Genomic DNA, 16,976 nt, shown 5'->3' with positions numbered 1-16,976 from the left:
GAGTGCGGTAGTCCCATGGCCATTGATTTTTCTGTAGAGCCCGAATTCCAAGAGAAGCTCGACTGGATGGACACCTTCGTCACCACCGAGATCGAGCCCATCGACCTCTACTTCCGGGGCGAGGTCAACCCCTTCGACCGCACCAACGACACGGCCAACGCCCTGATCCGCCCGCTCCAGAAACAGGTGCAGGACAACGGCCTGTGGGCCTGCCACATGGGTCCCCACCTCGGCGGCCTCGGCTACGGCCAGGTGAAGCTGGCCCTGATGAACGAGATCCTGGGCCGGGCGCTGTGGGCCCAGGTGGTGTTCGGCTGCCAGGCCCCCGACTCCGGCAACGCCGAGATCATCGCCCACTACGGCACCGACGAGCAGAAGGAGCTCTACCTCCAGCCCCTGCTCGACGGCAAGATCTCCTCCACCTACGCCATGACCGAGCCCCAGGGCGGCTCCGACCCCAACTACTTCACCTGCCGAGCCCACCGCGACGGCGACGAGTGGGTGATCAACGGCGAGAAGTGGTTCGCCTCCAACTTCAAATACGCCAAGTTCATGATCGTCATGCTCATCACCAACCCCGACGTGTCGGTGTACCGGGGCTCGTCGATGATGCTGGTGCCCACCGACACCCCCGGCATCGAGGTGGTGGCCAATGTCGGCCTCGGCACCGAAGACCTGGAAGACGGCGACCACGCCTATCTCCGGTTCAATGACGTGCGGGTGCCCGCTGAGAATCTGCTGGGCGACGAGGGGTCGGGCTTCAAGATCGCCCAGACCCGCCTCGGCGGCGGCCGGGTCCACCACGGGATGCGCTCGGTGGGCGTGGCCCAGCGGGCCCTCGACATGATGTGCGAGCGGGTGCTGTCGCGGGAGACCAAGGGCTCGCTCATCGGCGAGAAGCAGTCCATCCAGCACTGGATCGCCGACTCATGGATCCAGATCCAGCAGTTCCGCCTCCAGGTGCTCCACACCGCCTGGCTGATCGATAACGAGGGCGACTACGCCAAGGTCCGCCAGCACATTGCCGGCGTCAAGGTGGCCACTCCCAAGGTGCTGATCGACGTGGTGTACCGGGCCATGCACGCCCACGGCTCGCTCGGCGTGTCCAACCTCATGCCCCTCACCTCAATGTGGATGAGCGGCCCGGTCATGGGCATCGCCGACGGCCCCACCGAGGTGCACAAAGACACCATCGCCAAGCAGATCCTCAAGTCCTACAAGCCCTCCGACGGCCTCTTCCCCTCCATGCACCTCCCCACCCGCATAGCCAACGCCCGCCAATACATCGAATCCCGAATAGAACACGAAATCGCCAACCTCTAGCAAAAAGGCGTTTCCTTTTGGAGGGCGCTGTGCCTACACTGGCCAACAGAAGCCGGGGTGGGGCAGAGCGGACGAAAGCTTGGAAACCCCACCCCGGCTCCATCTCTAGGATACCTGAAATGCATCGGAAGTGGCTGAAATTATTTGACAGCTGGTTTTGATGTCGGCACTCGGCCAAAGATGTACGCCAGTCCCACGATTCCCAACCCGATCACGACCCCTCGCCATGTCCACGAGCCAATCGCCAAGCCCGTGCTCAGCCCCACTGCGACCACGATCATGGTCCCGGCAATGACTTTCGCTCGCCACGGCATTCCCAGTCCCGATCGGTAGTCGGCCACCAGCTTGCCCACGCCGGGCAGGTTCAGCACCCACCTCTCCATTCGCTCGCTCGACCGAGAGAACGCGGCGGCGGCCATGATGAAGAAAACCGTCGACGGCAGCCCGGGAACGATCACCCCGATGGCCCCCACCGCCACGCACACCAGCCCGCCGACAACCCACAGCCCCCGCACCAGCGGGTTGCGGGCCACTTTGGAGTGGCTCAGAACAGCGGGATCGCCGGGCTCAGCCGGCGAGCTCGACGAGGTCACGCACAGTCAGGTAGCACAGCAACCCGATCACCAGAACGTTTACCGTGCTCACCGGCCACTTCAGCCGGTGGTCGGCCCGCCAGAACCGCCGGATGCTCAGCCCGTTGAACACAATGGCCACCAGCCCGATGGGCACGCTTATGGCGGGTCCTACCGAGTCGGCCAACCCCAGCACCGGCAGCAGATACGGGAACACCAAGTAGGTCAGCAGGCACCGGGTTCCCGACACCACCATCGACTGGCTGAACCGGCGCTCAGCCGTATTGGGAACCTCGACTTCGGCCGGAGCGGTGTCAACGGTCATTCACCCTCAGTCTCCCACCCAGAGTCCATCGCCGTCTCACCGGATAGTGGGTTTCATTAGCATCGTCCCACTATGAGCCGGCTACCGAGCCTCACCGTCCTCTGCCTGGCCCTCGCCCTCATCGCGATCGCCTGTGGAGGAGACGACGACCAGCCCGCGACCCCTGCCCCTACCGCGACCCCGGCCGCTACCGCCCAGCCCACCGAGCCAGCACCGACGCCTGCCGCCCCCGCTCAGCCCACCGCCCCCGCTCCCGCCGGCCCCACCTGCGACTGGCCAATGTGGGGCCACGGCATAAGCCGCACCTTCTCCTACCCCTGCGACAGCGGCATCAACCCCGACACGGCCGGCGACCTGCGCCGCATCTGGTACTTCAACACCAGCGACGTGGTCACCGCCGCCCCGGTGGTGGTGGATGGCGTGCTGTATGTGGGCGACTGGGCCGGGCGGTTCTACGCCCTCGATGCCGCCGACGGCGCCGAGCTCTGGCACTTCGACGCCGAGTACCACGACAACGTCTACGCCGGGCAGATCACCTCGTCGGCCTCCTACACCGTTATCAACGGCACCCCCGCGGTGGTGTTCAACGCCGGGCGCACCATCCACGCCCTCAACGCCGCCGACGGCACCGTGATCTGGACCCACGCCCTGGGCGAGCCCGGCTGGCCCACCGAGCTGGAGACCACCCCCATCGTGGTGGAAGACCGCGTCATCGCCACCTTCGACACCCACAACGCCCCCTTCCCCGCCGGGGTGGTGGCCGTCAGCCTGGCCACCGGCGAGTTGCTCTGGCACTTCGACCTCGAGGGCGGCGACCATCGGGGCTGCGGGGGAGTGTGGGGATCGCCCTCGGTCGACCTCGAGCGCCGCCTCATGTTTGCCGGCAGCGCAAACTGCCCCACCTCCCCCGACGGTTGGGGCCCTTACACCGAGGCCCTCTTCGCGGTGGACATCGACACCGGCGATCCCGCCTGGAGCTTCCAGCCCCATCCCCCCAACAACGACGACTCCGACTTCGCCGGGGTGCCAGTGCTGTTCACCGCCGACGGCCAAGATCTAGTCGGGCTGGGCAACAAAGACGCCGTGTTCTATGTGGTGAACCGCGATACCGGCGAATTGGTGTGGAGTACCCGGGCTACCGCCGACAACGTGATCCGCCCCAACTTCTCCAGCGGCGGATTCATCGGCCCAGCCGCCTACGCCGAGGGGATCATCGCGGGCGGCACTGGCGTGGCCGATTGCCCCTGCATGCACGCCTTCGACGCCGCCACCGGCGACATCGTCTGGCAGCAGCACGCCGTCGGCCCTACTTACTCGCCCACCACCGAGGTGAACGGGGTGGTGTTTGTGGGCTCGCTCGATTTCACCCTGCGAGCCCTGCGCCTCGACAACGGCGAAGTGCTTTGGTCCGACGAGCTCACCGGTCTCATCTCCGGGGGAGTGGCCATCGTGGGCGACGACATGTGGGCCGTGGCCGGCTTCCGCGAGCCGGGATCGGCTGGTCCGTCGGAGACCTCCGGCGTGTTCCGCTACACCGTGGCCCCCGATGTGGAGGCCGCCGCCCAGACCGCCCCCGAACAAGAGCCCGAGCCCGAAGCGGGCCAAGTCCGCCTGGTGGGGGCGTCGGGCCGCTGCATCGACGCCCCTTGCGACGTGGGCTTCGACTTCAAGACCCCGCCGCCCGGCACCGACCCCCAACTCACCCTGTCGATCCAAACCGACCCCTTCGAGCTCACCGTCACCTCCAGCGGCCTGGGCGACCCCGCCGCCTGGCTCCGGGAGGGGAGCGCGGCCGCCGAAGTGGGGGCGTCGGCCTTCGGCGTACTGGTTTCCGAGCGCGACGACCGCCCCTCGGGCGGCTACCTGTGCGTGCTCGAAGAAGACGGCGGCTGCGTCGCCCGCACCGTGCCCCGCCCCGGTGCCTCCTACAACCGCATCAGCCTCCTCGCCCTCAACGACACCACCACCATCCCCGGCCCCGCCGACGGCTTCGACCGCCTGGTGGCCAGCATCGGCTTCAATCCGCCGCTGCAAACCGAGCCCCTAAGCCCACCCACCTATCTGGTTTTCAGCCCCCAGGGCAACAACCTGGTGGTGTACGGCGACAATGGCGGCACCCAGCGGCTCATCACCAACGCCCGTGAGGATCCCGACGGCCGCGATATCAACGGCCAGGTGTGCTTCACCGGCGACGGCCGGTTCATCGCCGGCGAGGACACCGGCCAGCCCGAGGTCCCCGCCGGGTTCGGCATCTTCCAACTCGAGGGCGACACCCTCGGCAACCTCACCGCCACCCAGGTGGGCAAGCTCACCCCCGACTTTGAGAGCGCCGACAGCCAGCCCGAGCCCTACGGCTGCGCATTCCTGCCCGACGGTCGCCTGCTCACCACCGACGTGGGCAACCAGGCCTCCGGCCCCGGCACCGGCCAGCTCACCGTGTGGTTCCCCCCGTACGACGGCGCCCGGTGCGTGGTGGCCGACGACATCGCCACCGCCCAGCAGCTGGCCGCCCACGGCGACGACGTGCTGGTGGCATCGGCCCGCCCGCCCACCATCGGAGTGCAGCGCTACTCCAACCTGCCCCGCACCGCTGAGGAGTGCGACCCCGAGGCGGTTGCCGTCGAGCTGTTCATCGGCGTCGGCAACGGCCTCAGCCTCACCACCGGCGTCGCCGCCGACGGCCGCGGCGGGTGGTACGTGTCCGACACGCTCGGCGGCTTCATCAACCAGTACGACGGCAACGGCAACTATGTCCGCACCGTGCTGGCCCCGCCCGAAGGCGAGACGCTGGCCCTCGAGCCCATGAGCACCGGATCGCCGCTGGGCATCGCCGTGGGCCTCGACGGCACCCTCTACTACGCCGACCTGGCCCTGGTCTTCAACGACTCGGGCATCGGACCCGCCTCCCAACAGGGCACCGTGCGCCGCATCCGCTTCGACGAAGACAACCAGCCCCTGCCCCCCGAGACCCTCGACTACGGCCTCTCCTTCCCCGACGGCCTCGGCGTCCTGCCCCTCCCGTGAACCCCGCCGTGAGCCGCACCGGCCGCTTGGCCTACGATGCCCGCTGATGCGTATCCGAGTGGACACCGAGCTCTGCCAGGGCCACGGGCGCTGCTACATGCTGGCCTCCGACCTGTTCGATGCCGACGACGACGGCTACGCCCAGCCCACCGACGAGCGGGCCGTGCCCGCTGAGTTGGCCGACCAGGCCCGCCGAGCATCCATGAACTGCCCCGAAGACGCCATCATCCTGACCGAGGAGACCTGATGACCGACGCCGACACCAAGAAGTACTCGCTGGAACCCCCCGAGGTCGCCCGCAACCCCCACGACACCTATCGGGAGCTGCGCGACAACGCCCCGGTCACCGAACTGGGTGGGCGAAGCCAATCCGGAGCCATCACCCTGAGCCGCCACGAAGACGTGATGCGGGCCTTCCAGACCCCCGAGGTGTTCTCCTCCGACCCCGACGCCGTCGAAATCGGCAACACCCGCCCCCTGGTGCCCCTCCAGATCGACCCGCCCCACCACCGCAAGCACCGCAAGGCGCTCGACCCGCTGTTCGCCCCCAAGCAGATGGCCAAGCACGAGCCCCGGGTGCGGGAGCTAATCCGCGAACTCATAAACAAGGTGGCCGATCAAGGCCATTGCAATTTCCACCAGTCCATCGCCGAGCCCCTGCCCTCCACCATCTTCTTGGAGCTGCTGGGCCTGCCGGTGAGCCGGGTGGATGAGTTCCTCGCCCTCAAAGACGGCATCATCCGCCCCCCGGCCCGCTCCATGGAAGAGCGCCGGGAGAAGGTGAGGGCCACCGGCCAGAAGATCTACGCCGCCCTCGAAGAAGTGGTGGACGCTCGCATGGCCGAGCGCCAAGACGACTTCCTGTCCACCATCCTCGACGCCGAGGTCGACGGCCAGCCCCTCAGCCGCGACGACGTGGTGGACATCGGCTACCTGTTCTTCTTGGCCGGGCTCGACACTGTGTCGGCCTCGCTGGAGTGCATGGTGGCGTTTCTGGCCCAGAATCCCGACCACCGCCAGCGCCTGGTGGACGAGCCCGAGATGATCCCCCACGCGGTGGAGGAGATGCTGCGCTACGAGAGCCCGGTGGCCAGCTCAGCCCGCATCACCGCGGTGGACACCGAGGTCAACGGCTGCCCCATCTCGGCCGGTACCCGTATCCACCTGTTGATCGGCTCGGCCAACACCGACGAGCGGTCTTGGCCCGATCCCGACGATGTCGACTTCGATCGGGAGTCCAAGAAGCACATCGCCTTCGGCGCCGGCGTCCACCGGTGCCTGGGCTCGCACCTGGCTCGCATGGAGCTGCGGGTGGCCCTTGAGGAGTGGCACGCCCGGGTGCCCCACTACCGCCTGGCCGACGGCATCGAGCTGGAGTTCAGCCAGGGCATCCGCCAGATCGACAACCTGGAACTGGTCTGGTGAGCGACGAAACCGCCCCGCCCAGCCGCCCCCTTGAGGGCATCCGGGTGGTCGAGGTGGCTAGCTGGATGTTCATCCCCTCCGGCGGCTCGGTGCTGGTCGACTGGGGTGCCGACGTCATCAAGGTGGAGCACCCGGTGACCGGCGATCCTCAGCGGGGCCTCATCACCTCCGGGCTCGTCCCCGGCGGCGCCGGCGGGGTCAACTTCATGATCGAGCAGCCCAATCGGGGCAAGCGCTCCATCGGCTTGAACCTGGCCCACCCCGACGGCCGAGAGATGCTGCTCAAGCTGGTGGAGACCGCCGATGTGTTTCTCACCAACTACATGCCCCCGGTGCGCCGCAAGCTCCGCATCGACACCGAGGATCTGCGCGAGCGCAACCCTCAGATCATCATCGCCCGGGGATCGGGCCAGGGCCCCCACGGCCCCGACGCCGAGAAGGGCGGCTACGACGGGGCCTCTTTCTGGGCCCGGGGCGGCATGGGCGCCACCCTGCCCGCCCGCCCCGACGGCTGGCCCATGAGCCAGCCCGCCCCCGCCTTCGGCGACGTCATGGGCGGCATGGCCACTGCCGGCGCCATCGCGGCGGCCCTCTACCAGCGGACCGCCACCGGCGAGCCGTCGGTAATCGACGTGTCGCTTCTGGCCACCGCCATGTGGCAGCTCTCGCCCCTAGTGATCGCGGCCAAGCTCTTCGGCATGGACCGGCTCCCCGCCGGCGACCGCACCAAGATGGTCAATCCCGTGGTCAACGCCTATCGCACCTCCGACGACCGCTACCTCAGCTTCATCCTGCTCCAGGCCGACAAGCACTGGGCCCAGCTCTGCGAGTGCATCGGCCGCCCCGAGCTGGTCACCGACCCCCGATTCGTCGACATGGCCGCCCGAGCCGAGAACAACGAGGCCTGCATCGCCATCCTCGACGAGGTGTTCGAATCCCAGCCCCTGGCCTATTGGAAAGAGGCCTTGGCCGACTTCAAAGGCGTGTGGGTCCCGTTTCAAACGCTCAACGAGCTCTACGAAGACCCCCAGGTCGTCGCCAACGGCTACCTCCCCGCTATGACCACCGGCACCGGCCAAGAGGTCCAGCTCGTAGCCAACCCCGCCATGTTCAACGAGCAACCCGTCCAAGTCGATCGAGCCCCCGAGCACGGCGAGCACACCGAGACCCTCCTCCTAGAAGCCGGCATCCCCTGGGAAGAAATCGCCGCCATGAAGGAGTCCGGCGCGATCCTCTAATGCATACCGCTTTTGCTGACGGGAACTGTGTCTTCTGACCTACTAGAGAACCGCAGCGTTGTTGTGGACTATTTCACAGCACTCTTCAAACGTGGGCCGTCGCGCATCGGGCCAAAGCAGCTGACCAACGACCTCAAGTTCAAACGCTGTTCTTGCAGACTCGCAGAAAGCGGGGTCGAACGCAGGCGAGGTGGCGAATCCGTCTTCTGGCCTTTGGGTTGTCTTGAGCTCCGCTTCTTTGGTGAAGACTCGAACTTCTCGAGCGAGCGTGTCGGCTGGTGACTCAGCGAATGCAGCGACCGTGCCCTGATCGTTGAGCAGGCACCAGATGTCGTAGTAGTGCCGAGCTAGACGCTTCTGCTCATCTGGGTCACCCTCAGATGCTGCGTGGTGAACGATCATCAATTTTTCGACCAAAGTGCGCACTGGCGCCAGTACGTGAATCTGGATGGGAGCAGCTTCGGGAAAGCCCATGTTGAGGTGGGCTGTCGGACCATGCTCTGCAAGCAAGCTGCATACTTGCATCCTAGAACTGGGCATTGCGCCGCCTCTGGTGCCGAGTTCGAGTTTCACTTCCGGTGGCATCCGGCCGGACGGCGACACAGTTGGGTAGGCAAAGCGTTCAGTTCGCTTCACTCCTCTTGTAACGGTCTCGGGATCAACGATCGCAGTTATCCCTGTTGCCTCCTCAGCCGCCGCCACGAACGACTTCAGGCATCGGTTGTTGCTGTTGGCGCTGCTACTCGAAGTGATCACGATGATGTCCACGTCTTCTGAGAACCGCTGAATCAGGTGGTATGCCTTCGACAGGCTTGTACCGCCTTTGAACAGTGCGGTTATGCCGGTGTTGGAGGTGCACTGGGCGACACCGCGCAAGACCTCAGTCACCCAGAAGTCCTTTTCGATGTGCGCCGTCGGTATCCCGGTAGCCTTGGCCACCTGGGCGGCAGCAGCAGCCAACGCGTCAGGTGACTCACGCAGTGACCAACTCATGCAGCAGCCAGAAGTTCTGGATTGGAATGGCACAGTTCGGACCAGCGGTAACGGGCCTTTCGATCCCGTTCCTCACTGATTTGGGCATCCAAGACCGTTGGCCGCACTTCTCCGTTTGACGCCAACTCAGCAATGACCTCGGCTAGCCGTTCCCATCTTGTCTCAACCACGCTGGGGCCTGACCGCAGCACTTCTATTGCAGCGACTTCGGATGGCGATAAACCCCGCATTCGCCGTTCGAACGGGCGCTGCGTGAAACGCACACCTTCCCAGGCATCTGGTGCCTGTTTGGGCACCGCTGTCAAGTAGATCGAAGGGACTTGTGACGTCAAACCCAACCAATGGGCCGCGGCTATTCCTGCTGGCCCAGAACCTGGTCCACCGATGGCTATCGCTGCGTCTTCAACCCGTGGTGGCGACATGCCGAAGGGCGTCTTCACGCCCTTCCAGTACATGCCTTTTCGGACCCGAGTGATCTCTCCTAACGCGGCAAGACGCGAAAACGCCGACTCGACTGCACTGCGCGAGCCCTCAACACTGCTCACCTCGATGAACGACCGCGCTGGCCTTTTCGCTACGTGGCTTGCAATCTGCTCAGCTACCGACCCTTTCATGCTAGGAAAGTGTAATGAATTCCTAGCAAAATGCAAGTGGGGATTTTGCGTAGGTGCTAGTTAGCAAAACGATTTCTGGTTCGAACGCCTAGTTGGCTGTCAGGTCCAAACCGCCAGCACGATTCCGATCACGGCGTAGGAGATGAGCGGATAGCCGGAGTTGATGGCCAGCAGCTTCAGGCTGCGGCCCTCGAAGGCGTAGTTCACCCCGTGTGAGGTGACCACGAACCCCACTGCGGCCAGAACCCCCAGGCCGAGGCCCTCGCCTGCGTTGTCGGCCTCCATGCCCTGCACCAACAGCGCCAGCCCCAGGGTGAACACAATGGCCAGCACGATGGCGATGACGTATGGGTACCACTGCCGGGGTGTGCCCTTCATGGCCTCGATGTCCTCTTGGGTCATCCCGGTCTCGGCCATCCACGGTTTGGCGAAGGTGCCGTACCAGAAGGCCCCGAGCAGTTGGTTGAACACCACGGCGACCAGGATCGCCAGATAGTTCAGATCGCCGAAATCGATGTTGTCCATGCCTCCATCATGCCTCAGCTCTCGAACAGGGCGTCGGCGATGGCGGTGGCGATGAGGGGTGGGTCTTGGAGGGGGCCGAAGTGGGTCAGGTTGTCGTAGCGCACCAGGGTGGCATTGGGCAGAGCCTCGGCCACCAGGGGGGCGGCCATGGCTGGCGGGTCGGTGTCGGTGCCCACTGCCACCGTGACCGCGGTGGCCACCTCCACCAGCCGGGGAAACCCCTCCAAGTCGGGATTCTCGAAGATGGTCGCCTCGGTGTCGGGTGCGCACTTCAGCTCAACCGTGCCGTCGGGCAGATCTCGAAGCCCGTGGTCCACATAGGCCCGAAGCGCCTCCGGGGCGAACAGGCTCAGCGGCGGCTTGGAGGCGTAGCGGTCATAGGCCGCTTGGCGAGACTCGAACTCCGCCCGCCGCATCCGGGCGATGGCCGCCAGCATGTTCACGCCGTCTCGGGGAACAGTCCGGCCCGGAATGGTCACCGGCTCGAACACCCAGGCCCGGTCGAAGGTCCCCGGCCGGGCCTGCTCGGCCTTCAGAATCGACGCCCCGCCCAGCGAGTGGCCCGCCGCCAGCCGGGGCGCGGGATCCAACGCCGCCACCGCAGCCAGCACGTCGTCGGCCATGCCGTTCCAGTCGTAGTCCTCATCGGGGCCCGACACGCTGTCGCCGTGGCCTCGGAAGTCCAGCGCCCAGCACCGGGCCACCGCCGCCAACTCCCGTGCCACCGGCGCCCACATCGGTCCGCAGAACCCGTTGGCATGGCAGAACAGCACCGTCGGCCCGTCGCCCCCCAGATCGTGCAGCGCCACCCGTGCGCCCTTGGTCGAGTCAATCAGCATCGGGCCGCTCATGGCCGAAGAACTGTGGCCGCTGCGGTAAGAGCACACATCGGCCCGCAGGTTACGGTTGGCGGCCATGAGCGACAACATCGTCCTGATCGACAACCCCCGCCCCCATGTGCGGCGCGTCACCATGAACCGCCCCGAGAAGCGCAACAGCCTCATCCACCCGTTGCGAGGGGCCGTTCTCGAAGCACTGGAAGAGGCCGACCGAGACGACGACGTCAAGGTGAGCATCGTCTGCGGCGCTGGCCCGTCGTTCTCCGCCGGCTACGACCTGAGCGGGGGCAACGAGGGCTATGAGCTGCCCTTCTACACCCCCGGCGGCGAGGGCCAGTGGCCCCGCCACGTAACCGAGGGCTGGATGAGCATCTGGGACCTGGCCAAGCCGGTCATCGCCCAGGTCCACGGCTACTGCCTGGCCGGGGGCAGCGAGCTGGCCACCGGCTGCGACCTGGTCTACATGGCCGAAGACGCCAAGATGGGCTATCCCGCCGTGCGCTTCGGCGTGCCCGACATGCACTTCCACCCCTGGTTCTTGGGCATGCGCAAGGCCATGGAGATGATGCTCACCGGCGACTACGTGACCGGCGTCGAAGCAGTGGAGCGGGGCTGGGCCAACGCCTGCTACCCCGAAAACGAGCTGGCCGACGCCGTGCTCGAAATCGCTGAGCGCATCGCTCAGGTGCCCGCCGAGCTGCTCCAGATGAACAAGCGGGTGGTACACCGCCAGATGGAGCACATGGGCATGCGGGCCGGGATCCGGGCCGGCACCGAGCTGTGCGCGCTGGGCACCCACACCCAGGCCATGGCCGACTTCGTAGGCTCCATCAAGAAGAAGGGCCTCACCACCACCCTCTCTGAGCGCGACTCCAAGTTCGGCGACTACCGCACCAGCCACTGACCTGCGCGGGAGAGGGGACTTCGTTAGATTGTCGGCACAACCGATGAGGGGGGAGACCTTCATGACTGCCCGTTTATGGAGAATCGTGGTTGCGGTGCTGGCCGTGCTGGCCTTGGTGGCGACAGCCTGTGGCAACGCTGGCAACGACGACGAAGGCGGTGCTCCCGCGCCCACCGCGGCGCCCGCTGCCGAGGAAACCCCCGACGACGAGCCCGCGCCCGCTGCCGAGGAAACGCCCGACGACGAGCCCGCGCCCGCGCCCGAGGAGGCCCCTGACGACGAGCCCGCGCCCGCGCCCGAGGAATCCGACGACGAGCCCGAGGCTGAGCCGGAGCCCGAGGAGCCCAAAGAGCCCGAGCACCGCCACACCTTCGTTCCCATCGAAGGCGTCCCCGGGGTGAACGACTCCGCGATCAAGGTCACCTCCATCGTCACCATCAGCAACAACTCGCTGGGCACCAACATCGGGGCCTACAACGACGGCATCGAGGCCTACTTCAACTTCATCAACGACACCGGCGGCATCTACGGACGCGATCTGGTGCTGGCCAACAAGCGCGACGACCAGCTGTTCATGAACCTGCCCCAGTCGCTGGCCATGGTGGAAGAAGACGACTCGCTGGCCGCCTTCGTGGCCACCCTGCTGTTCTTCGGGGCCGACACCCTCAACGACGCCGGAGTGCCCACCTTCGGCTGGAACATCCACAACGAGTTCGCCGACCGGCGCTACATCTTCGGCAACATCGCGCCGAGCTGCATCGGCTGCATCCACCAGCTTTTCCCCTACGTCGGCGTTCAGGTGGGGGCGACCAAGGCGGGCATCTTCGGCTACGGCAACAGCGAGAACTCCAAGGTCTGCGCCGAGGGCACCCGAGACTCCATCGAGCACTACAGCGCCGAGGCCGGCGGGATGACGGTGGAGTTCTTCGACACCTCCATCGAGTTCGGCATGGCCGGCGGCATCGCCCCGCAGGTGTCGGAGATGAAGGACAAGGGCGTCGACATCATCTTCACGTGCCTCGACCTCAACGGCATGCGCACCATCGCCCAAGAGCTGGTCAAGCAGGACTACCGCGACCAGGTGGTCATGTACCACCCCAACACCTACAACCACGAGTTCGTGGCCGCCAACGCCGACCTGTTCGAGGGCGACCTGGTCTTCGTCCAGTTCGTGCCGTTCGAGGCCGAGATCGACAGCGATCTGCAAAAGCGGTTCTTCGAGTACACCGCAGACCTCCAGCTCGAAGAGCAGACCATCGTCGGCTGGCTCAACGCCCACCTCCTCTACGAGGGCTTGCTGGCCGCCGGCCCCGAGTTCGACCGGGACTCCCTGGTCGAGGCCATCCGCACCTTCGAGGACTACAGCCACGACGGCCTCACCAACCCGATCGACTTCAACCGCCAGATCGCCCTGCCCAACACCAACCCCGACGCCGACTACGAGTACCGCTGCATCAACGCCGTCAAGATCGTCGACGGCGCCTTTGAGCAATGGACCGGCGAGCCCGGCAAACCCTGGCTGTGCTGGGAGGTCGCCCGGACAGACTGGCACGATCCCGAGGCCTTCACGTTTGTGAACTGAAGGTCCTGCTGAGCGGAGGCTGAGCCGACGATGACCGCCAGCGTCCTCGCCGCCGGGGTCCTGGAAGAGACCATTCGGGCGTTCTTCCAGGGTCTGCCCATTGGCGCGGGGTTCGCCTTGGTGGCTATGAGCTTCGTGCTCACCTACAAGACCTCCGGCGTGTTCAACCTTGCCTTCGGCGCCCAGGCCTTCATCAGCGCGGCCACCTATTTCGAGCTCCACGTGCGACGCGACTGGCCCATCTGGTCGGCGGTGCTGGTGGCCGTGGTCCTGGTGGCTCCGGTGCTGGGCCTGCTGTTGGAGCGGCTGATCTTCCGCCACGTCCACGCCGCCCCCGCGGTGGCCAAGCTGGTGATCTCACTGGGCCTTCTGGTGGCGATGCCCGAGCTGTTCAAGCTCATCGTCGACTACAACCGCGAGCAGCCCTTCGGCGCGGTGGGCATCATCCCCGACGGCACCACCGTCTACCGGCTGTTCGGCCGATACCCCGTCACCCGCGACGAGATCGCCGCCTTCGTCATCGTGATCGCCGCCGCCCTGGCCCTGGCCGCCCTCTTCCGCTACACCCGCTTGGGTCTGCGCATCCGGGCGGTGGTCCAGAGTCCCCGCATGACCGAGCTCAACGGGGTCAATGCCGACTGGGTGTCGTCGGGCTCGTGGATCCTGTCCAGCTTTTTCGCCGGGCTGGCCGGCGTGCTGCTGGTGCCCACCACGTCGTCGCTGGGCACGGTGCTCGAGCCCCAGGGCTACTTCCCGATTGTGATCGCCGCGCTGGCCGCAGCCGCGCTGGGCCGATTGGTCAACCTGCCCGCCGCCCTGTTCGGCGGCCTCATCCTGGGGATCATCACCACCGAGATGCGCACCCATCTGCCCCGCGACAACGTCATCTTGAACGAGCTGCGGGGCTCGGCGCTGCCCTACGTGATGCTGTTCGCCATCATCGTGTTCTGGCCCGCCATCCGCCGCCAGATCGCCGGCGCCGACCCGCTGCTGGGGGTGTCCCCGCCCCCGCCCGCGCTGGCCGCCACCAGCCGCAGCCGGGGCATGACCATATACACCCGGGTCATGGCCCTGGCCTTCTTCACCGCGGTGGCCGTCTGGACCTTCGGCTACGCCAACAACTTCTGGATCTCCCGCATCACCCACTCGGTGATCTTCTCCATCATCTTCCTGTCCGTCGTGGTGTTCACCGGCCTCGGCGGCCAGATCGCCCTGTGCCAGGTGACCTTCGCGGCCATCGGCGCGTTCGGGGCCATGCAATTCGCCCAGCGGTGGGACATCTCGGTGATCGTCGGCATGCTGGCCGGCGCGGCCATCGCCGCCGCGGTGGGCGCAGTGCTCAGCATTCCGGTCATGCGCCTGGGCGGCATCTGGTTGGCCATCGCCACCTTGGCCTTCGCGCTGTTCTTCCACGACGTATTGGTGAAGTACGGCTGGGTGGGCGGCTCTTTGTTCCACGGCCGCGGCGTGCCCCGGCCCGAGTTCTTCGGCGTCGACTTCTCCAGCAACAAGAACTTCCTCATCCTGTGCATCGCCCTTCTGGTACTGGTGGGGGTGATGGTGATCCTCATCCGCGAGTCCAGCACCGGCATGGCCCTGCGCGCCCTGCGGGGCTCGGAGACCGCGGCCGAGTCCATCGGGGTCATCTCGTGGCGGTCGCGGGTCATCGTGTTCTCGGTGTCGGCCGCCATCGCCGCCATCGGCGGGGGACTGTTGGCCATGGAGGAGAAGCAGGTCAGCTACGAGGCCAACTTCGACCCCCAGACCGGGCTGTTCTGGCTGGTGATCGTGGTGGTGCTCGGCACCCGCACCGTCGAGGGGGGCATCCAGGCCGGCGTGGCCTTCGTGATCTTCCCCGAGCTGGTGCTCGACCGCTGGCTGGGCCTGCACGGGGCGTGGCGGTACGTGCTGTTCGGCTTCGCCGCCATCTCCTTCGCCCGCCATCCCGAGGGGCTGCTCGAGCACGGCAAGCGCCGCTCGCAGGCCATGATGCAGCGCGCCTTCGGACGCCGTGAACCGACCGTGGCCACCGCCACTGCCGGCCCAGAGGCCAGCGCCGCGGCCAAGACGGGGGACGAGCCGTGAGCCTGCTGGCCGCCGAGGGCATCACCAAGCGGTTCGCGGGCATCACCGCCCTCGACGACGTGCACATCGCGCTCGACGCGGGGGAGCGGGTCGGCCTGATCGGCCCCAACGGCGCGGGCAAGACCACCCTGTTCAACTGCCTGCTGGGCCTGCTGCGCCCCGAGGCCGGCTCGGTGAGCTTCGCCGGCCACGACATCACCCGCCTGCCCGTCTACCGCCGGGCCCGCCTCGGCATCGGCCGCACCTTTCAGCGGGTGGAGCTGTTCAGCGGGTCGTCAGTGCGCGACCACCTGCTGTTCGCCCACCGCATCCGCAGCGGCACCGGTGCCCTGTGGAAGGACGTGATCGGGCTGGGCCTGCCCAAGCCCGCCGAGATCGAGCGCTGCGATGCCCTGTTGGAGAGCCTCGGGCTGGGCGGGATGGGCGATGAGCCCATCGAGGCCCTCAGCCTGGGCCAGAGCCGGCTGGTGGAGGTGGCCCGGGCGCTCATGACTCAGCCCCAGGTGGTGCTGCTCGACGAGCCCTCCTCCGGCCTCGACCGGGCCGAGACCACCGCCCTGGCCGAGACCCTGGCCCGCATCCAGGCCGACCAGGGATTCGGCGTGCTGCTGGTGGAGCACGACGTGGAGCTGGTGGCCTCGTTCACCCAGCGCACCTACGTGCTCGACTTCGGACGGCTCATCACCCACGGCCCCACCCCCGAGGTGATGCGCGACGACGACGTGCGGGCCGCCTACCTGGGCGACTTTGTGACCGGCGCATCATGACCGACACCGCCACCGTGGCCACCCCCGCCCCGCTGGACATCCCCGTGCTGGAACTGCGCCATGTGAACGCCGCCTACGGGCCGTTCCGGGCCTTGTTCGACGTGTCGCTGTCGGTGGGAGAGGGCGAGACCGTCGCCCTGTTGGGCCGCAACGGCGCGGGCAAGACCACCGTGGCCCGGGTGGCCAGCGGCCTGGTGGGGCCCACCGAGGGCGAGGTGATGGTAGACGGCAACGACTTCACCAAGGTGCGGGCCCATCGCTATGCCAAAGCCGGAGTCGTCCACGTGCCCGAAGGCCGAGCGGTCTTCTCCGACTTCACGGTTGAGGAGAACCTCACCCTGGCCTTTTCCCGCACCCACGACCGCTCCGGCGTGCGCGACGCCCTGGCCCAGGCCTTCGAGCTGTTCCCCCCCATCGCCCAGCGCCGCCGCCAGATCGCCGGCACCCTGTCGGGCGGCGAACAGCGCATGCTGGCCATGGCCCGAGTGCTGGTGGAGACCCCCCGGCTGCTCATCGCCGACGAGCTCTCTTTGGGGCTGGCCCCCAAGATCACCGACGAGGTCTATGCCGTGCTGGGCCGCATCCGCGACGCCGGCACCTCCCTGCTCATCGTCGAGCAGCACATGGGCCACGCCCTGGCCCTGTGCGACCGGGCCGTCCTCCTCGACCACGGCGCCATCGCCTGGCAAGGCCCCACCGAAGAAGCCGCCGAGGCCATCGGCACCGCCCTGTTTGACACCGGCGGCCAATAGTCAATACT

15 protein-coding genes are annotated in these 16,976 nt (G+C 66.9%); 10 read left to right on the top strand and 5 right to left on the bottom strand.

The window, feature by feature from the left end; genetic code table 11:
• Positions 1 to 15: 15 nt before the first annotated feature.
• Positions 16 to 1,323 (top strand): acyl-CoA dehydrogenase family protein, encoded by a 1,308-nt coding sequence (locus ACOGI7_RS14115; protein WP_419849394.1) that lies wholly within the window; start codon positions 16 to 18, stop codon positions 1,321 to 1,323.
• A 140-nt stretch (positions 1,324 to 1,463) separates the two neighbouring features.
• Here ACOGI7_RS14115 and ACOGI7_RS14110 read toward each other — a convergent pair whose 3' ends face one another.
• Complete coding sequence (locus ACOGI7_RS14110; RefSeq protein ID WP_419849393.1) at positions 1,464 to 1,916, bottom strand: YbaN family protein; 453 nt, start codon at positions 1,914 to 1,916, stop codon at positions 1,464 to 1,466.
• Positions 1,891 to 2,220 carry a hypothetical protein gene (locus ACOGI7_RS14105; protein WP_419849392.1) on the bottom strand — a complete coding sequence of 110 codons (330 nt, stop codon included), beginning with the start codon at positions 2,218 to 2,220 and terminating at the stop codon, positions 1,891 to 1,893. Before ACOGI7_RS14105 ends, ACOGI7_RS14110 begins: the two co-directional genes overlap by 26 nt.
• Before the next feature lie 72 nt (positions 2,221 to 2,292).
• Here ACOGI7_RS14105 and ACOGI7_RS14100 point away from each other — a divergent pair, with 72 nt between their 5' ends.
• The 4 genes from ACOGI7_RS14100 to ACOGI7_RS14085 are packed head-to-tail and all read left to right on the top strand — an operon-like array spanning position 2,293 to position 7,907.
• Complete coding sequence (locus ACOGI7_RS14100) at positions 2,293 to 5,244, top strand: PQQ-binding-like beta-propeller repeat protein (protein ID WP_419849391.1); 2,952 nt, start codon at positions 2,293 to 2,295, stop codon at positions 5,242 to 5,244.
• Positions 5,245 to 5,290: 46 nt separating this feature from the next.
• Entirely contained in the window at positions 5,291 to 5,491 is a 201-nt protein-coding gene (locus ACOGI7_RS14095; RefSeq protein ID WP_419849390.1) for a ferredoxin, read from the top strand.
• Positions 5,491 to 6,669 (top strand): cytochrome P450, encoded by a 1,179-nt coding sequence (locus ACOGI7_RS14090; RefSeq protein ID WP_419849389.1) that lies wholly within the window; start codon positions 5,491 to 5,493, stop codon positions 6,667 to 6,669. Before ACOGI7_RS14095 ends, ACOGI7_RS14090 begins: the two co-directional genes overlap by 1 nt.
• Positions 6,666 to 7,907, top strand: a complete 1,242-nt coding sequence (locus ACOGI7_RS14085) for a CaiB/BaiF CoA transferase family protein (protein ID WP_419849388.1) — start codon at positions 6,666 to 6,668, stop codon at positions 7,905 to 7,907. The genes ACOGI7_RS14090 and ACOGI7_RS14085 overlap by 4 nt, the downstream gene beginning before the upstream one ends.
• 42 nt (positions 7,908 to 7,949) lie before the next feature.
• Here ACOGI7_RS14085 and ACOGI7_RS14080 read toward each other — a convergent pair whose 3' ends face one another.
• From ACOGI7_RS14080 to ACOGI7_RS14070, 3 genes are all read right to left on the bottom strand, one after another.
• Complete coding sequence (locus ACOGI7_RS14080) at positions 7,950 to 8,867, bottom strand: nucleotidyl transferase AbiEii/AbiGii toxin family protein (RefSeq protein ID WP_419849387.1); 918 nt, start codon at positions 8,865 to 8,867, stop codon at positions 7,950 to 7,952.
• Between the two features lie 746 nt (positions 8,868 to 9,613).
• Positions 9,614 to 10,039 (bottom strand): DUF1761 domain-containing protein, encoded by a 426-nt coding sequence (locus ACOGI7_RS14075; protein WP_419849386.1) that lies wholly within the window; start codon positions 10,037 to 10,039, stop codon positions 9,614 to 9,616.
• Positions 10,040 to 10,053: 14 nt separating this feature from the next.
• Positions 10,054 to 10,956, bottom strand: a complete 903-nt coding sequence (locus ACOGI7_RS14070; protein WP_419849385.1) for an alpha/beta fold hydrolase — start codon at positions 10,954 to 10,956, stop codon at positions 10,054 to 10,056.
• Between ACOGI7_RS14070 and ACOGI7_RS14065 the strand changes: the two genes are divergently transcribed.
• The 5 genes from ACOGI7_RS14065 (at position 10,955) to ACOGI7_RS14045 (ending at position 16,968) form a co-directional block, all read left to right on the top strand.
• On the top strand, positions 10,955 to 11,782 hold the full coding sequence (locus ACOGI7_RS14065; RefSeq protein WP_419849384.1) for an enoyl-CoA hydratase-related protein: 828 nt from the start codon (positions 10,955 to 10,957) through the stop codon (positions 11,780 to 11,782). The genes ACOGI7_RS14070 and ACOGI7_RS14065 overlap by 2 nt on opposite strands.
• A 61-nt stretch (positions 11,783 to 11,843) precedes the next feature.
• Positions 11,844 to 13,364, top strand: a complete 1,521-nt coding sequence (locus ACOGI7_RS14060) for an ABC transporter substrate-binding protein (protein ID WP_419849383.1) — start codon at positions 11,844 to 11,846, stop codon at positions 13,362 to 13,364.
• A gap of 30 nt (positions 13,365 to 13,394) precedes the next feature.
• On the top strand, positions 13,395 to 15,449 hold the full coding sequence (locus ACOGI7_RS14055; protein WP_419849382.1) for an ABC transporter permease: 2,055 nt from the start codon (positions 13,395 to 13,397) through the stop codon (positions 15,447 to 15,449).
• A complete protein-coding gene (locus ACOGI7_RS14050) occupies positions 15,446 to 16,216 on the top strand; it encodes an ABC transporter ATP-binding protein (RefSeq protein ID WP_419849381.1) in 771 nt (256 codons plus the stop codon). Before ACOGI7_RS14055 ends, ACOGI7_RS14050 begins: the two co-directional genes overlap by 4 nt.
• Positions 16,213 to 16,968, top strand: coding sequence for an ABC transporter ATP-binding protein (locus ACOGI7_RS14045; protein WP_419849380.1), 756 nt, complete (start codon positions 16,213 to 16,215; stop codon positions 16,966 to 16,968). Before ACOGI7_RS14050 ends, ACOGI7_RS14045 begins: the two co-directional genes overlap by 4 nt.
• The last annotated feature ends 8 nt before the right edge of the window (positions 16,969 to 16,976 follow it).

Origin of the sequence: Candidatus Poriferisocius sp., assembly GCF_965204145.1 — a bacterium.
Lineage (GTDB): Bacteria > Actinomycetota > Acidimicrobiia > Acidimicrobiales > Bin134 > Poriferisocius.
The sequence above is the reverse complement of the archived record's forward strand: the minus strand, read 5'-3'. Positions and strand labels throughout refer to the sequence as shown.

Coding starts and splice junctions, on each gene's coding strand:
- ACOGI7_RS14115 (WP_419849394.1), top strand. CDS start 16: ATGGCCATTGATTTTTCTGTAGAGCCCGAATTCCAAGAGAAGCTCGAC.
- ACOGI7_RS14105 (WP_419849392.1), bottom strand. CDS start 2,220: ATGACCGTTGACACCGCTCCGGCCGAAGTCGAGGTTCCCAATACGGCT.
- ACOGI7_RS14100 (WP_419849391.1), top strand. CDS start 2,293: ATGAGCCGGCTACCGAGCCTCACCGTCCTCTGCCTGGCCCTCGCCCTC.
- ACOGI7_RS14095 (WP_419849390.1), top strand. CDS start 5,291: ATGCGTATCCGAGTGGACACCGAGCTCTGCCAGGGCCACGGGCGCTGC.
- ACOGI7_RS14090 (WP_419849389.1), top strand. CDS start 5,491: ATGACCGACGCCGACACCAAGAAGTACTCGCTGGAACCCCCCGAGGTC.
- ACOGI7_RS14075 (WP_419849386.1), bottom strand. CDS start 10,039: ATGGACAACATCGATTTCGGCGATCTGAACTATCTGGCGATCCTGGTC.
- ACOGI7_RS14065 (WP_419849384.1), top strand. CDS start 10,955: ATGAGCGACAACATCGTCCTGATCGACAACCCCCGCCCCCATGTGCGG.
- ACOGI7_RS14070 (WP_419849385.1), bottom strand. CDS start 10,956: ATGGCCGCCAACCGTAACCTGCGGGCCGATGTGTGCTCTTACCGCAGC.
- ACOGI7_RS14060 (WP_419849383.1), top strand. CDS start 11,844: ATGACTGCCCGTTTATGGAGAATCGTGGTTGCGGTGCTGGCCGTGCTG.
- ACOGI7_RS14055 (WP_419849382.1), top strand. CDS start 13,395: ATGACCGCCAGCGTCCTCGCCGCCGGGGTCCTGGAAGAGACCATTCGG.
- ACOGI7_RS14045 (WP_419849380.1), top strand. CDS start 16,213: ATGACCGACACCGCCACCGTGGCCACCCCCGCCCCGCTGGACATCCCC.